Raw genomic sequence first — 15,061 nt, 5'->3', positions numbered from 1 at the left:
GCACGTGTGGTGCGGCACGGTGCCGTGTCGTGCAGAAACCTTTCTCGATCTCGTCTTCTCCCCGGATTCGGCCAAACCCCCGCGCTGCCGCCCCACAAGCCGCTTGAATGCGTCTCCATCTACGGTTCCCGGCTCTGGGGGTTCGATGACGGGTGTGGAGATAGCGGTCGGGTACTTCGCCGCGTGGGCGTTCCGCAAGGCACGGCGGGTGGCCGGCGCGGCGGACGCGGAAGTCGACCGGGTGCTGGACGCCGGCATGGCTCGGGTGCACGACCTGGTCAGCGTCCGGCTGGGAGAGGACTCCTCCGTCCGGCAGATGGCGGCGGAGATCGAAGTGGGTCGCGAGGAACCCACCGAGCGGACCCGTCGGCGCGTGGAAATGGCTCTGGAAGAGGCCATGGAGGCCGACGAGGACTTCGCCGACCGGCTGAGCCGCGTCGTCGACGAGCTCGAACGTCACCGGAAGGCCGTGGGAGGCGCCCCGGCGGGCGACGGCTTCATCACGGCGGGCGGGAACGTCGAGGTGCGCGCGGACAACTCCTCGCTCATCGCCCGGGACATCTCCGGCACGGTGAACCTGGGAAACCCTACGGACCCGGGGCCGGCCCTGCGCTGACCGACCCCGGGGAGGAACCGGAGCATTCCGCCGCTCACGCCGTTCACCTGCAAGGCTCTGTGATGGCCAGGGCGATCGGCAAGGTCATCCAGTACGTGACGATTCCACGTGACCCGCTCCGGGAACGGCTGGCCACCCTGGCGAGCGCGGTGCACGCCAGCGAGTGCGCACAGTGGGGCCGGCTGGTCGGCGGTGACGTCAAGCGCATCGACCTCTCCTACACTCGGCACCCCGCGGACGGCCGGATGGACGTCGGCGCGGCGACCTCCGGACGGCTGCTCGGATCGGGCCCCGACAGCGGCGTCGATGGCATGGAGACACCCGACGTCGTCGGCTACTTCCGCGGTATCGGCCCCCGCCGGCTGCTGATCACCGGGCTGCCGGGCGCGGGCAAGACCACGCTGGCCCTCGGGCTCGTCACCGAACTCCTCGAACGGCCCGAGGCGAACGAACCGGTGCCCGTGCGTCTCTCGCTCTCCCGCTGGAACGCGGACACCGACCTGGACGCGTACCTGACGGAGCAACTCTCCGAGACCTACGACATGGCGCCGAAGGAGGCCGCTCAACTGGTCCGTCGAAGACTGGTGCTGCCGGTGCTCGACGGCCTGGACGAGCTCGACCCGCTTCGGGAGGACGGCACCCCCGATCCCGGAGCGCCCAGGGCCCGGTCCGTCCTGGCCGCGCTGAACACGTGCCGGGGCAAGAAGGGAAGCCGGCTCGGCCCGGTCGTCCTGACCTGCCGCACCGACCACTACGAGGCGTTCGGCACGCGTCCCGGCGCGGACGGCGGCCAGTTGCTGGACGCGGCCCGCATCGAGATCGACCCCGTATCCGCGGCCGACGCCCACGCGTATCTGAGGGACCGCACCGTGGGTCCCGGCCGCTTCCGGGGCCTGCTGGAGGTCCTGGAGCGGGAACCGGACGGGGCCCTGGCCCGGATCCTCTCGACGCCCTGGCGGCTCTGCCTGGTCGCGACCGTCTACCGTACGTCCGGGAACCCGTCGGAGCTGCTCGACCACCCCACCCCCGAAGAACTCGACGCGGACCTGCTCGCCCGCTTCGTGCCGGCGTCGGCGCTTCTCCACCTGGAGCACTTGCAGCACCCGGAGCTCCAAGAGCATCCGGAGCGCCTGGAGCACCCGGAGTATGCGGAGTACACGCCCGAGCGGGTCCACCACTGGCTCCACCGGCTCGCGCGACACCTGGAGAACCCGGAGGACGAGGCGGGCCGCGAACGGACCGCGCGCGACAGGACGGACATCGCCCTCCACCGGCTGTGGCCCATGGGCGGCGTCGAACGGGTCCGCCGACTCGACGGCTTCCTGACCGCGGGCTTCTACACACTCTTCGTTCCCCTGATCCTGAGCCTGTCGTGCCGGGCGGACAACCCCGGGGCCGTGGCCGGCGGGGCGTGCCTCGTGTGGTCCGCGGCGACGCGCAGGAACGTCGGCGCGCCGAACCGGCTGCATCTACGGGGCCTGCGCGGCCGGTCCGGAAGGCGTAACCTCGCCTGGGTCCTCGGACTGAGCCTCGTCTGCGGGCTCGGGTCGGGGACCTTCTTCACGATCTACTACGGACTTCCGGCCGGCCTCGCGTCCGGGGGGTCACTGGTCGTCCTGTACTTGCTGTCGGGCGCGATGACACGTACGCCCTCAAGGGCCGCGCGCCCCGGTGACCTCGTCTTCGGGGACCTGGCCGCACGGTCTGTGCAGGGGGTCGCTTACGGGCTGATGCTGGGGATCCCGTTCGGGACGATGTTCGGCGCACCGGTGGGCCTGTCCATGGGCCTCTTGGGCGCCTTGGCGCTGAGCGGCGGAGCGGGCCGGAGGTACCTCGCCTTCCTCCTCTGCGCCCGCTGGGAGAAGATCCTGCCCTCGCGGCCGGGTGTCTTCCTCGACTGGGCCTGCGAGGCGGGACTGATGCGGCTGTCCGGCCCCGCCTACCAGTTCCGCCACCAGGAACTCCAGCACTGGCTGGCCGCCCACCCGGAACCCGCGGGGAGAGCCGTGGCACCTGCGGCCATGCCTCCCCCCGCCGGCGCGGACGGTCGAAGCCGTAGCCTTTGAGCCTGCCGGGGCCCCGACCGTGCGCGCCGGACCGCCCGGACCGCCCGGGCTCGTCGCTCGTCGTCCTTCGCCGAGGTCAGACCCGTCCGTCGAACGCCGGCCCCAGCAGTACCTGGGCCCAGCGCGCCGGCCCCTGGCCGGGGTCGCTGACGCAGAACCAGAGCGTGCATTTCCCGGACGGGTCCTCAAGCGTGGTGAGTTCGCCGGCGCGGCCGTACTTGGGAAGTCCGGGCCCGCGCCTCAGCTCGCTGACGACGACAGCGTCGGGCGTTGTCGGCGTGGACGGGCCGAGGTGGCCGGTCTTGCGGGGAAGGAGCCGCAGTTGGGCTCCCTTCTCCGACTCGAACACCCCGCCGTTGCCGGTTTCGGCGCCGATGCCGGCCACGCCGGGAGACCCTTCCCCGTGGACGCCGGTGGACTGCTCGCTCATACCGCGAACGCCGGAGTTCAGGACGCTCTTCCCCTCGACCCCGAAATTGTTCTCGCTCTCTCCCCGTACCCCACCGTCGTCGCCCTTGCCACGGACGCCGATGCCCGTGGCGCGTCCGCACACGGCCGACGGGTCCTCCGCCTCCCAGGTGGTGTCCCTGGCCGCGTCCTGCGAGTAGCCGACCACGCCGGGAGCGCCGCGCCCGAAGACACCGGGGGAGGCCGCGGTGCCCACACCCAGGACGCCCGCGTGCGCCTGCTGCTCCTGCGGTTTGTCGCGGGGCGCGTCGTGCACGTAGCCGACCGTGCCGTTCGCTCCGGTCGCGACAAGGCCGTTGCCCGGCGGGATGGTGCCTATGGCTCCGCCGGTGGGCAGGGCGACGGTGCCTGTCGCGTGAATCGCGTCGACGCCCTCCGGCACATCCCTGAGGACCTTGTCGTCCTCGATGGCCACCCACAGGACGAAGTCCTCGCCGTAGCCGCTGTCGTCGCCCCCCTTGGCGACGAGGATCGTCCGCTGCTGGCTCTCGTTCGTCCGGCCCACGACCATGTCGTCACCGGCGTTGTCGGCTCCCGCACCCATGGGGTTCCCCCTCCTCAGGATGGCCTGGACTCAGATGGTCCCACTCATCGGCCGGCAGGGCGGGGTCATTGGGCAATCGGGTCAATCGGCCCATGTCGCTCCGGAAGCGGCCCGGGACGCGTCGATCAGTCGACGTTCCGGCCGCCGTCTCCTCCCGAACCGTTCACCGACGATGTGCAGAACCGCTCGCGACTCTGGCGCCGCTGGCGGCCCTGGTGCTGGTCGCGAGTGGCCTGTTCACGACCTCGGCCGCGTCCGCCACTGCGGAGAGCACGGCCGCTGCCGCCAAGCCGCCGGTCAAAGTCGGTTTCATGATCGCGTCGAAGATGAACAACAGATGCCTGGAAGTGCGGGCCGGCAACACCGGCATCGGGGCGCTGGTGAACATGTGGGACTGTCAGGGATCGCCGCAGGAACGCTGGTACTGGGACGGCCGCACGATCCGCAGCGACGTCAGCAACCGGTGCCTCGACGTCTTCGCGGGCAACGCCGAGAACGGTGCCGCCCTGAACATGTGGGACTGCTACGGCGGGCCCCCGCAGCAGCGGGAGTGGTACGGCGACAGGCTGCGCAACCCCAACTACAACAGGTGCCTGACCATCGCCAACGGCAACTGGTGGGTGGGCGCTTCCGTCATCCTCTGGGACTGCAACCAGGGGACCAACCAGTCCTGGTACACGACCTGAGAGAACTCGTGGTCCGGGGCCCGACGACGGCGGGCCGGTCCGGCCCGTGCCGGCATGGGCCGGACCAGCTGACAGCGACGACGGACCAGAACATCCGAGGCCCGCGCCAGCACGAGCGGTGTGAGCCGGAGAACAGTGAGGTCTCCCCGGGGGGACGCGTGAACGTCGTACGGCATAAGGAATGCCGCTCCTCGTCGATGGACGATGCCGCACTGCCCTTGAGTACGCTTCTGCCTCTACGGCTTCCGTGTCGCTGATCGGTCGATGAAGCCTGACGTGAAGAAGTATCACACCGGTCGTTAAATCCTGCTGAAACGGCCCGTCTCCTGGGCGCGGTCGAGGGTCACACCCGCGTGTGGGGCGGTGTGCGGATCACTGGAGCGCGGGTGCGGTGGTGCGGGGCCGCCCCGGAAGCATCGAGTGGGCCTCCGGGGCGGTGTCGGTCTCGACGGTGACGAGTTGCTGGTGCACGCTAAGAACTCCGTGCTTGTGTGATCACCGCGTCGGACAACGCTCGGTCCCTCCCTCGCCGAAGGGGAGTTCACGCCCGCTCAGTGGAAACCCAGCGAACTCGCTCGGTGCAACAACGCCTTCTCAGACAAGCCCGCTGGGCGCGATCGCGGCCTGCATTGCCACTCCGTCGACGTAGGAGTGCTTCTCCTTCACCGCCCCGTTCTCGACCAGGACGAAGTCCGCGAGGTCGACGTTGAACGCGGCACCGGACACAGACGTTCCGGTCAGCTTGAACTGGACGACCCAGAAGTCCTCTCCGACCCGCAGCGAGACAAGGTCGAACGTCAGGTCCGGGACAAGGTCGAACATGCCGGCCGCCTCCTCGCGGATGGCTGCCTGCCCGCGCGCGGGGGCTTGGCCCGAGTGGAGATGGAACACCGAGTTGGGCGTGTGGAGTTCGGCAATCCGATCAGGGTCACGGGCTTCCCAGCAAGCGTGGTAGCGCTCGAACAGTTCGCGGGTGGTGGCGCTCATCGTCTGGCCTCCGATCCTTAGACAAACAGATGGGCTGATGCAACCTTCCGCTCAGTCGAGCGTCAAGATCTATCGCCACATCGGATCGGTCGCAGAGGTACGGCTCCCTCTGGCGATCTCTGTACAGAGGCCGTGCGGGCGTGTGCCGTCAGGGCTATGGCCTGGGGGCCGGATCGTTTGAGACGGGACAGTTGGACGGCAAGTTCGTCGGCCTTACCGAGGTGCCGGCCCGCCCGGCGCTTGGTGGATGTCGGCGGCCTCGGCTTGTTCGAGCTGCTCCAGCGCCCAGCGGCCATCACGAACGGCTCGTCCGTGAACGCCTCGCCAGCGCATTTCGAGCCTGCGTCGTCCGCGAACCGATCACCCGAAGCCGACAACGATCATCCCGAACCCGACAACCACCGCGGTGGGCGTTCCGCGCCGCCGGCGATGTCGTACGCCAGTTCCAGAGCGGCGGTGGAGCGGCGCAGGCGTAGCCCGATCCCGAGCCGGTGTACAGGCGGTCGACCGATCGCTCCGCGGCGGCGCTACGACTCGGCCGCGACTTTGATGAGGGTGCGGTAGTAGTCGGCCGGGAAAGGTTCTCCGACCGGGCGGCCTTCCGCTTCGACCCACGCGTGGGCGCGGAACGGCGCGGTACGAACACCGGTGCACCAGTCGGGCCAGGTGCCGCGCATCCTGCACAGCAGGGCGGTCGCCACCGACCGCTGCAGGCATGCTTCTCCGGCACACCGCGCGCTCAGGGCGACGACCGCCCGGCGGGCGGTGAGAGCCTGCTCGCCGGTGGCGGGGGCAGCGCCCCGGCGGGCCAGTGAGAGCACTTGGCGGATACGGCGCGGGGGGAGCACGGCGATCAGCCGGGCGGCGGTGACGGCCAGCAGGACGGCTGGGCGCTGGACGAAAGGGGCGGCTTGCCGATCGGGCGGGATGTCTTGCCGATCGGGTGGGATGTCTTGCCGGTCGGGTGGGACGGGGCGGCGGCTCACGCGACCGCTGCCACGAGGCGAGCGGTCGAGAGCGCACGGATGACGGACGCCACGTCGTCGGCCGCCTGCTCGGCGGGGAGGGCGGGGTGGCGTTCGCGGAGCCGGTGGGCGGCCTCCTGGGCGGTGGCGCCATCGACGAGGGCGTTCAGAATGAAGGCCGCCGTGGTGTTCAGTTGCCAGTAGCGGCCGGTGGTCTCATCGAGCAGGACGGTTCCGTTCTCGGTCCGGGCGGTGGAGACGTCGGGTCGAAGGGTGAAGGTCACGGTGCTCCTTTGGCGGCGGAACAGCCGCGCAGCCACATCTCGCACGCCACGGTGTTGTCCAGGGCGCGCATCGCCTCGGGAAGGAGTTCGGGCTTTGCGAGATGGGCCCGCAGGGTGGCGGTGTCCACGAGTCCGGCGCGGGCGAGGTGGGAGTCGTCGACGAGGCGGTTGAGGGCGGCCTTGTTGCGGCGGAGCGCCTGATGGAAATCGTCGGTGTACTCGCCTTTCGTGGTCCGGGCGAGGAGCTCGCCGGGCACGTCGGGGTGCACCGCCGTGGTGAGCAGGGGTTTGCAGCGGTCGAGTGCGCCGCGCTCGGTGATGCGCACCGACAGTGCCGCTTCGAGTACGTCGTCATCGAGGTAGGGGACGGCCGAGGGCAGTCCCAGAGCGGCGGTCACCTGCTCTGTCACACGGAAGGCGCGGCCGCAGGCGCGGGCCGCGGACAGTGCGGCGTGCTGGCCGCGTTGGGCGGCGAGCGGCTCGTGCGTGGCGGAGGACGCCTCCCGCAAGAGGGTTCGTGCGGCGGCCACGGCTTCCGGGCGGGCCCATGGGGGCACCTGGGGAATCGCGTCCCACGCCATGGACGGCACCCGGCCGGCTCGGGGGTGCTCCGGGGGCGGGGGGTCGGTGACGCGGCGCGCCGTGGTGGCCAGCCAGGCGGGGAACGTGGTGCGGTCGGACAGCTCGGCCAGTAGTGGCCGCAGCGGCCAGCGTCGCATGGTCCGTGTCCTGTTCACCTGGCGCAGGGCCGAGAGCGAACGGCTGCGGACGTGAGCGTGGAGGTACGGGGGCAGGAAGCCGAACAGCTCGTCTGCGCCGCCGCCTGACAGATGCAGTCGTGAGCCGCGCCGGGTCATGAGGCGGGCGAGAAGGAGCAGTCGCGCGCTGTCGCGGGCCCACAGGCCCGGTTCGTCGGTCGTCGTCGGTACGTCGCCCAGGCCGCTGAACCACAGTGCCGCGTCGGAGGCTTCAGGTACCACGTGCTCGGCGTGGGGCAGCAGGGCGGCCGCTTTCCCGGCCCAGGCGGTGTCGTCGTTCCCGGGATCCAGGCTCTCCCAGTGGAAGGTGATCAGCCGGGCCGGGCCGCGGGCGGCGAGGAAACACAGGCTGGTGGAGTCCAGGCCGCCGGAGAGGTCCGCGCTGATGACCGTGCGGTCGGCTGTACATGAGGACACCGCCAGTGACAGCGCCCGTCGCACGTTTTCCGCTCCTTCGGCGAGGGGCAGGGCGGGCTCGGGGGGTTTCCACCAGGGCCGGACGGTCGCCCTGCCGTCCGGACCGATCAGCAGGGCGTGTCCGGGCCGGACGGCCTGGACACCGCGCCACAACGAACGGTGCTCACCGAACGGGTACGTGGGAGGCGAGGACAGCAGATGAAGCGCCAACTGCTCCTCGTCCACCGCAGCGCCGACGGCGTGCGCCAACGCATCGGCACGGCTTGCCGCCACCGTCACGCCCTCCGACTCGGCGTGGAACACCCGCCGTACGGCGGAAGCGGTGCCGCGCACCCGGAGCCGGCCGCCGGCGGAGACCACTACGTGGAAACTCCCCGGTAGCCCCGCGACCGCCTGTTCGGTATCGCCGATTTCCCGCATCCGCCGCAGCCGGACGGCGAGTTCCCCGGCGTTGACCGGACAGCGTCCGATCAACGCCAGTAGCGAACTCCCCGCCTCCGCGACGACCACCTCGCCGGCCGGCCATTCACCCAGCAGCCACGGACGACCGGAGGGATACCTCACCACGTCGACCGGCCGGGGGCAGACCCTCCGCGCGACACCGGCGGCCGCTTCGGAATCGGGGAAGACCGCGAACCATGGCCCGCCGGTCAAGAAGAGTCGGCCTGCGGCCGGACATACCAGGGAGCGTAGCCCCCCTCGAAGTAGGTGCCCTCACGCCCGCCCCGCGTCAGCTCGGCGAAGGCTCCCACCTCCTCCACGACGGGCGGCTCGTAAGTCTCCTGCTGCTCCATGAGCTTTCCCCTCCCCTTCCTGCGATACCTGGGGTGCGCCTGGCCGAGCTGGTGATCGGGCACCGGTAACAGGCCCCTATGAGGAGGTGCTCCTCTTTTGCTCCGTTATGCATGAGAGGTGCGTCATTCACTCGAACGGGGAGGTAGGGGAGGTAAGGGGCAGGGATACGCGGGCCCGCCGTGTACTGGCAGCCGGCTTCTACCGAAACCGTGTCGTATCCCGCCCGGCCAGACGGGAGGTGCCTTCGCGCCAACCTGCCCGGCCGGGGGTCGTGCATCTGCCGTCCGCTGTGCCGTGGCGGTAGCCTGCGCTCGCCTCGCGCCCCGGCAACGGGACGCGCCGGTTCGGCACGCACTCCTGCTTCACGCACTTCAGGTCCGTGCACTTCAGGTCCATGTACTTCCGTCCGTCGACGAAGACAAAGGGGACACATGAAGTCGCATTTCCGCTTGCCCGGAATCCTGGCGGCCGCCGCGGCACTGCTCCTCACCTCGGGCGTGACCACGGCCTCCGCGACCACACAGCAGGACACCGGGAAGTCAGAGAGACGCGCGCAGAAGGGCGCCGAGATCTACAGCTGGGTCCGCAACGCCAACAGCGGTCAGTGTCTGGCCGTCCCGGGTGGCAGCACGGAGAACGGCAAGGGGCTCATCCAGTGGGGTTGCGGCACCTGGAATGACCACTACTGGTACTTCGAGAGGGCCTTCTCCAGCGGCGACCTCGTCTATTACCGCGTGCGCAACCTCAACAGCGGACAGTGCCTGGCGGTCCCGGGCGCCAGCACCACAGCCGGCACACAGGTCATCCAGTGGCCTTGCAGCACGTGGCCCGACCACTACTGGGGCATCGAGTACACGAGCCGAGGCGCGCGGCTCGTGAACTGGAACAGCAAGCAGTGCCTGGCCATCCCCGGCGCGAGTACCGCCCAGGGCGAGAAGGTCATCCAGTGGCCCTGCGGCACATGGCCCGACCACTACTGGAACTTCACCCTCTGAGAAACGGCCCGGAAGCGCACGTGGGCATGCTCTGCGGTCGGTCACCGCAGAGCATGCCCGGCACGCCCGCGGCCGCTCCGACCGCACGGACGGAGCGCTGTAGGGCTACCGAGAAATGCGGATAAAACCTCTAAAAGCTCCCCTCAGAACAGGGCAGTGCCACAAGTACAAGATCCGGACCCTCTTCCGCTGTCCGCACGGGGCGGGATACCCCTGAGCACGAGCGGCCGGTCGGCGGGCGCGGTGCGAGAGGGAGTGGGTCATGGGCGACGAGGGGTTCGAGGGCGGCTGGCAGGTGGACGGGCGTTGCATGAATTGCGATGTCGCCCGGCAACTCGCCCCCGGTCTGATCGGCGAGGCCGGCGGTCGCGCGGTCGTCCTGCGCCAGCCGCGCGGCCGGGCCGAGGTCCGGCAGCTCCACGCCGCTGCGCACGCCTGTCCCACGCGGTCTGTCCGTCCCCCGACCGGCCGGCTGGACGCGGCACTGGACCCCTTCCCGATGGCACTGGACGACACCGTGCACCTGTGCGGGCACAACTCCCCGCACACCGCGGGCGCCAACTCCTACCTGCTACGACGCCCCGACGGCACCGTGATGATGGTGGACACGCCGCGCTGGAGCACGTCGCTGGCCACGCGCTACGAGGCGCTGGGCCCGGTCACCGACGTCCTGCTCACCCACCGCGACCACGCCGCGCACGGCCGCCGCTACGCCGACCGCTTCGGCGCCCGGCTGTGGATCCACGAGGGTGACCTCGACGCCGCCCCGGACGCCGATCGCGTGCTCCGAGGCACCGACCCGGCGGAGATCGCCGAAGGCGTGACCGCCTTCCCCCTGCCCGGACACACGCGGGGCAGCGTGCTCTACCTCGCGGACGAGCGGTACTGCTTCAGCGGCGACAGCTTCTACTGGTCGCGCACGACAGCGGACATCGAGGTGGCCGACAGTGTCACCTGGTACTCCATCGAGGAACTGGCCGCCTCCCTGGCCCGGACCGCCCACCGGCTGCGCTTCGAGTGGCTGCTGCCGGGCCACGGCGACCGCCGGCACCTCCCCGCCGACGACCTGGCCCAGCGGCTGCGACGGCTGACGGCACGTACCCAAGAGCTCCGGCCCCGGCCCGTCGACTTCACCGCGATGCGCTGGTAGCGGACCGCCCCTCGGCTTCCCCGTCAACGACCGGCTCGCCCCCGTCCTCGCGTACGTCTTCCTCTTCCTCGGCGTCTACGCCCAGGCCCGGTCACCGCCGGCCCGCGCCGCTTCGGGCAGGCCGGGGCGCCGGCCGTGCTCGCGTCCCTCGTGGTCAACATCGCCACCATCCGAGTCCGTCCCATGAGCGGTGCGACACGCCACGCGCATTGCTATGTTGCCTCCTCAACGTCCAGCCGGACGGGGACTCGATCCATTTCACAGCCGCTGCAGTTCGCGCACGCCGCCGCCGAGGAACTGCTCACCTGGCTCGGCTTCACCCATGTGCAGCGCAACCCGGACGAGACGGTCACTTCCGCGACTCCCTCCGAGGTGCCCGGGTTCATCCTCACCCGAGACGCCGACATGCACGGCCGCTGCATTGCCCTGGTCGGCAAGGGCAAGCCATCTCAGGCGAGCGGCACCCAGGTCAATGTGGATGTGCAGCTGCTGAGGGCCACGGCCTCCGCGACGAGCTGACAGCCACCGCTCAGCAGGCTCGGGCAGCCGGCAAAGCACTGTGGCCACACGATGTGACCACCACCGGCGCGAAGGTAACCGGTTTGACCTCGATCACCGACGACGTGGTGATCCTCCCCAAGCTGTTCCGCATCCTGTCCACCGGTCACTTCTCCACCGGCCTCGACCTCATCGTCGAGGTGCCCAATGGCCAGAGCATTCGGATGACGCACCCCGTGGAGGATCTGGTCTTCGACGAAGGGTAGGGGTGAGGAAGAGATCGCCCATGGCCATTGCCGAGGTACCCCACTGACCCGACAGACGGTCGCGGTGCTGTCCTCCACCGCCGACTTCGAAACCGTAGCCTCACGGGCGCGTGTCCTGCTCCGGGCGAAAGTGTGACGCTGAGCCGCGGAGTGGTGGCCCGTCAGTCCCTCGCCTGGAGGTTCCGCGCGGTCGCGAGGGCGGCCGCGCGGAACCGGAGAACGGTTTACGGCGCGTCCGCCAGCTGGCCGCTCGTGCGTAAGGTGTCACAGCACATGGCCGGTTCCAGTGCGTGCTCGCCCGTCTCGGGCAGCTCCTGCAACTCCAAGACGATGTCTTCCATGCTCTCACCTCCCTTCCCTGGCCCGGGCGCGGTCAGGGCTTCACGCACCGCTGCGGGGCAGATCCACGATGCCCCAGCTGGTCTCCGCGGTATCGCAGCACATCCACGGCTCCTGTGCCTTTTCGTTCGCTGCCGGCAGCTCCTGCAGCTGCAGGACTGTTTCGTCCACGGTTTCTACGCTCCTTCCGGACTTGCCGTCGGTGGCTCCGTCTGGTCCACCATCCAGGGGCGGGCGCCGCTGTGCTTGATGCGCAGCAGCAGGTCCAAGGCGCCTGCCAGGCCCACCTGGTAGCTCACGCAGAACTCTCGCAGCGTGTCGTCGGGGACGACCAGCCGCCCGTCCTGTCGTGCGGCGCGCGCGTAAAGGCAATAGGCGGATTCGGCGGCCCGGGCGCGATAGGTCACGTCGCCGGTGATGTCGGCGAGGTCCACCAGCAACTGGGCATTTCCGGCCACGCCGTGGCACGTGCCGGGACCTACCCGCCAGCGGTCCAGGTGGGCCGCGTGCGCCGCCCGCTCCGCGTACTCGCGGAACAGCGGCTCCCTCGTGGCCTGCCACAACCTGACCAGTGCTGTCCCGATGCCGGAAGCGCCGTTGCACCAGAAGTCGAGGCCCATCCGCTCTGTACGGCCCGGTCCCTTGGGCCAGACCGCGATGTCACCCCGGCGCTCGGCCACGGCGCACAGGGCGTGTCCGCCGCCGATCGCGATGTCGACGAGTTCCGGGCGGCCGAGATCGCGTCCGGCGGCGAGCAAGAAGGCGACGTGGCCCGCGACGCCGTGCGCGAAGCCATAGGAGGCGGAGCCCGAGAGCTCACGGCGGTGTGCCGCGCCCGGTGGCCAGTCCACTCCGGAGCCGGCTTCCGCGGTGCGGCGGAGCACGCCGTCCGCATACTGCGAAGCCCGTTCGGCGAAACGCGGGTCGCCTGTGGTGCGCCACAGGTGCAGCTGGGCCAGACCGGCACCGGCGAGACCATGGCAGATATCGGGGTTGGCCCACTCCAGTGGAATGCGCAGGGCATAACTCCTGGCCAGGCCCGCGAGTTCGGAGTCGCCAAGTGTCAGTGCCGCGTCGTGCAGCGCCCAGACCGTACCCGAGCGGCCGAAGTGGAGCCCGGGCAGGATGCGGCCGGGCAGGGTGAGCTGTGCGCCGACCCAGTGGGCCGCCACGCGCAGCAGAGGCTCGAGGGACGGCGCCTCGCCCGTCCGCACCGCTCTGTCGAGAACGGCCAGTACGCCTGCCGCGCCTTGCTGGAGGTTGCAGGGATCGCCCTCCGGCAGGGACCGGGGCCGGGGCCACAGGTGTGGGGCACTCGGGTCGGCGGTCGCGGCGATGTGCGCGAGCCCGTCGTGCAACAGCCGGTCGAGCGCGGCACCTTCCAGGGCAGGAGCGGGCGACGCCGGTGGGGTCGTGGGCTCGGCCCGGAGGAACGCGGCAGCCTTCTCCAGTGGCCAGCGATCCGGTACGTCGGCTGTGAGGCCCATGATGAGAGGTGTGAGGACGCCAAGGGCGGGGCAGTCGCCGGCGGCGGCTTCCACCACCTCCGAGATGCGGTCTCCTGCGGACCGCGCGGGTGCGGTGTCCTGGGCGAGCAGCGGGTTGATGCCGGCGGTGGCGTGGAGCAGGGTGGCACCCAGGCCGAAACAGTCCACCTCAGGGCCGGGCACGGACCTCGTACCCGTGCGGGAGAGGTACTCGGGCGCGGTGAAGCCTTCGGTACCCGCCACATGGGCCGTAGCGCCGGCGCGTACCGCGCATTCCAGGTCGACGAGAACGGGGGTGCCGTCGCGCCTCATGACGACGTTGGTCGGTTTGAGGTCGCGCAGTACGAAGCCGGCGTCGTGCACTTCTCCGACCAGGCGGACGAGGTCACGCGCAAGGCGCCAGGCCACCGGGGCCGGCAGCAGACCTCCCCTGCGCGAGGCCTCTTCCGCCGACCACTGTTGCAGGTCCTCGCCGTCAATGAGGTCCTCGGCCAAAAAGAGGTGCCCGCCGGCCTCGAAGACCTCGCGGGGAGCGGGAGCCGCGCCGCTCGGTGCCAGGCGGGCCAGCACACCGGCTTCGTAGCGCAACCAGTCCCGGGCGTCCGTCCCACCGGGCTGCGCACCGACATGCGCGCGTGCCTCCTTCAACAGGACGTCCTCGCCGGTGTGCTGGTGCCGTGCGCGGTAGACACCGCCGCGGTTGGAGTGGCGGATCGCCTCACGGACGAGGTAACGGCCGGCCAAGAGCACCGGATCGCCCCGTTCCCGGCAGCCGTCCGCAGGGACGGGCGGGTCGAAGGGCAGTGGTGCCCAGGCAGGAGGTGAGAACCAGGGGTTGCGTTCGTCGGCGGCCAGACTTCCGTCCGGAGCCTGGAGCCGGCCCCGGTAGAAGCCCTCGTCGTCGAGTTCGCGCGGCGGCGCGAAGCACCCGTAGCGGTAATGCACCAGACTCTCCGGCCGGTACCGCCGGTCGGACAGGATCTTCGGCCCGGCCAGCCCGAGCGTGGCCCGGTGCAGCTCCTCGGCGAGCGCGCGCAGCTGGTCGTCGTCGGCGGGGTAGATCGTGAGGAACTTACCCGCATGCTCGCGCCGGGCCCGGACCGAGGTGAGGGCGGCGGTGACATGGGGCGAGACCGCGAACTTGAACGCGCACCGGTGAGCCACGAGAACGGGTGCCGCTCGCTCCAGCACCCGGTGAGCGGAATCGACGGTCGCCGACAGATGCAGCTTCCACCCCTGCCTCCGCCCCCGGTGCCCAAGCGGTGTGACCATGCACCAGGTCTCACTGTCCCGCAGCGTCCACGCGGACTGCTCGGCTCCGAGAATCCGCACGACAACGTCCTGGTAGCTCCCCTGAGGGCTCGCCGTCACGCAGCCAGCGTGGCATGGCTACCGGCGCCAGTCGAGCCTTCGGCGGAACGATTCGGCTGTGCACCGCATCGAGACCGGTTCGGGAGAACTCACCGTCACCCGGACCGACATCGACAGCGACAGCGACGAGCACCGCTGGCCCGGCAGCGCCGTTGCCGACGGGACAACCTTCTGCAGAGGCGTGGCGCACAACGGAAGGCAAGGCTCCCGCCCCCACGGCGCAGAGGTGACACACCTGCGGCTCACCGGAACCGGACGGGCATCAACAACGGCGAGCTGGTCCGTCCCGTGCTTGCCCGGGACGGACCAGCGTTGGTCACCGGCTTACACGTTGGTCCATGAACAGCTCCATGAACAGCTCCACGAGCA

General features: G+C 70.4%; 15 protein-coding genes. 7 read left to right on the top strand and 8 right to left on the bottom strand.

Annotated elements, in window-relative coordinates; genetic code table 11:
* Window positions 1-154: 154 nt before the first annotated feature.
* A complete protein-coding gene (locus ACFYZR_RS27530; RefSeq protein ID WP_391914862.1) occupies window positions 155-616 on the top strand; it encodes a hypothetical protein in 462 nt (153 codons plus the stop codon).
* A 62-nt stretch (window positions 617-678) separates the two neighbouring features.
* Window positions 679-2,682 carry an NACHT domain-containing protein gene (locus tag ACFYZR_RS27525; RefSeq protein ID WP_391914860.1) on the top strand — a complete coding sequence of 668 codons (2,004 nt, stop codon included), beginning with the start codon at window positions 679-681 and terminating at the stop codon, window positions 2,680-2,682.
* A 76-nt stretch (window positions 2,683-2,758) separates the two neighbouring features.
* On the opposite strand, the gene ACFYZR_RS27520 is transcribed toward ACFYZR_RS27525, so the two are convergent.
* Window positions 2,759-3,694, bottom strand: coding sequence for a hypothetical protein (locus ACFYZR_RS27520; protein WP_391914858.1), 936 nt, complete (start codon window positions 3,692-3,694; stop codon window positions 2,759-2,761).
* A 311-nt stretch (window positions 3,695-4,005) separates the two neighbouring features.
* Between ACFYZR_RS27520 and ACFYZR_RS27515 the strand changes: the two genes are divergently transcribed.
* Window positions 4,006-4,380 carry an RICIN domain-containing protein gene (locus ACFYZR_RS27515; RefSeq protein WP_391914856.1) on the top strand — a complete coding sequence of 125 codons (375 nt, stop codon included), beginning with the start codon at window positions 4,006-4,008 and terminating at the stop codon, window positions 4,378-4,380.
* A gap of 594 nt (window positions 4,381-4,974) precedes the next feature.
* On the opposite strand, the gene ACFYZR_RS27510 is transcribed toward ACFYZR_RS27515, so the two are convergent.
* The 5 genes from ACFYZR_RS27510 to ACFYZR_RS27490 all read right to left on the bottom strand — a co-directional run bounded on the left by ACFYZR_RS27510 (window position 4,975) and on the right by ACFYZR_RS27490 (window position 8,585).
* Window positions 4,975-5,367, bottom strand: coding sequence for a nuclear transport factor 2 family protein (locus tag ACFYZR_RS27510; protein WP_391914854.1), 393 nt, complete (start codon window positions 5,365-5,367; stop codon window positions 4,975-4,977).
* A 527-nt stretch (window positions 5,368-5,894) separates the two neighbouring features.
* Window positions 5,895-6,353 (bottom strand): lasso peptide biosynthesis B2 protein, encoded by a 459-nt coding sequence (locus ACFYZR_RS27505; RefSeq protein WP_391914852.1) that lies wholly within the window; start codon window positions 6,351-6,353, stop codon window positions 5,895-5,897.
* Complete coding sequence (locus ACFYZR_RS27500; protein ID WP_391914850.1) at window positions 6,350-6,616, bottom strand: lasso peptide biosynthesis PqqD family chaperone; 267 nt, start codon at window positions 6,614-6,616, stop codon at window positions 6,350-6,352. The genes ACFYZR_RS27505 and ACFYZR_RS27500 overlap by 4 nt, the downstream gene beginning before the upstream one ends.
* Complete coding sequence (locus tag ACFYZR_RS27495; protein ID WP_391914848.1) at window positions 6,613-8,445, bottom strand: asparagine synthase-related protein; 1,833 nt, start codon at window positions 8,443-8,445, stop codon at window positions 6,613-6,615. Before ACFYZR_RS27495 ends, ACFYZR_RS27500 begins: the two co-directional genes overlap by 4 nt.
* Complete coding sequence (locus ACFYZR_RS27490) at window positions 8,442-8,585, bottom strand: lasso RiPP family leader peptide-containing protein (protein ID WP_391914846.1); 144 nt, start codon at window positions 8,583-8,585, stop codon at window positions 8,442-8,444. The genes ACFYZR_RS27495 and ACFYZR_RS27490 overlap by 4 nt, the downstream gene beginning before the upstream one ends.
* Window positions 8,586-9,017: 432 nt before the next feature.
* Here ACFYZR_RS27490 and ACFYZR_RS27485 point away from each other — a divergent pair, with 432 nt between their 5' ends.
* The 4 genes from ACFYZR_RS27485 to ACFYZR_RS27470 all read left to right on the top strand — a co-directional run bounded on the left by ACFYZR_RS27485 (window position 9,018) and on the right by ACFYZR_RS27470 (window position 11,495).
* Complete coding sequence (locus ACFYZR_RS27485) at window positions 9,018-9,581, top strand: RICIN domain-containing protein (protein ID WP_391914844.1); 564 nt, start codon at window positions 9,018-9,020, stop codon at window positions 9,579-9,581.
* A gap of 262 nt (window positions 9,582-9,843) precedes the next feature.
* The gene (locus ACFYZR_RS27480) at window positions 9,844-10,731 is read left to right on the top strand and encodes an MBL fold metallo-hydrolase (protein WP_391914842.1); all 888 of its coding nucleotides are present in this window, start codon (window positions 9,844-9,846) and stop codon (window positions 10,729-10,731) included.
* Window positions 10,732-10,866: 135 nt separating this feature from the next.
* Complete coding sequence (locus ACFYZR_RS27475) at window positions 10,867-11,250, top strand: hypothetical protein (protein ID WP_391914840.1); 384 nt, start codon at window positions 10,867-10,869, stop codon at window positions 11,248-11,250.
* An 83-nt stretch (window positions 11,251-11,333) separates the two neighbouring features.
* Window positions 11,334-11,495: a hypothetical protein gene (locus ACFYZR_RS27470; protein WP_391914838.1), complete on the top strand. Its 162-nt coding sequence runs from the start codon at window positions 11,334-11,336 to the stop codon at window positions 11,493-11,495.
* A 381-nt stretch (window positions 11,496-11,876) separates the two neighbouring features.
* Here the strand turns inward: ACFYZR_RS27470 and ACFYZR_RS27465 are convergent, their stop codons facing one another.
* Together ACFYZR_RS27465 and lanL are read right to left on the bottom strand one after the other, a co-directional pair.
* On the bottom strand, window positions 11,877-12,005 hold the full coding sequence (locus tag ACFYZR_RS27465; protein WP_391914836.1) for a hypothetical protein: 129 nt from the start codon (window positions 12,003-12,005) through the stop codon (window positions 11,877-11,879).
* Between the two features lie 5 nt (window positions 12,006-12,010).
* Complete coding sequence (lanL, locus tag ACFYZR_RS27460) at window positions 12,011-14,653, bottom strand: class IV lanthionine synthetase LanL (protein ID WP_391914834.1); 2,643 nt, start codon at window positions 14,651-14,653, stop codon at window positions 12,011-12,013.
* Between the last annotated feature and the right edge of the window lie 408 nt (window positions 14,654-15,061).

Source organism: Streptomyces sp. NPDC001678 (assembly GCF_042892945.1).
Taxonomy (GTDB): domain Bacteria; phylum Actinomycetota; class Actinomycetes; order Streptomycetales; family Streptomycetaceae; genus Streptomyces.
This window is presented reverse-complemented; position numbering and strand designations above follow the sequence as displayed.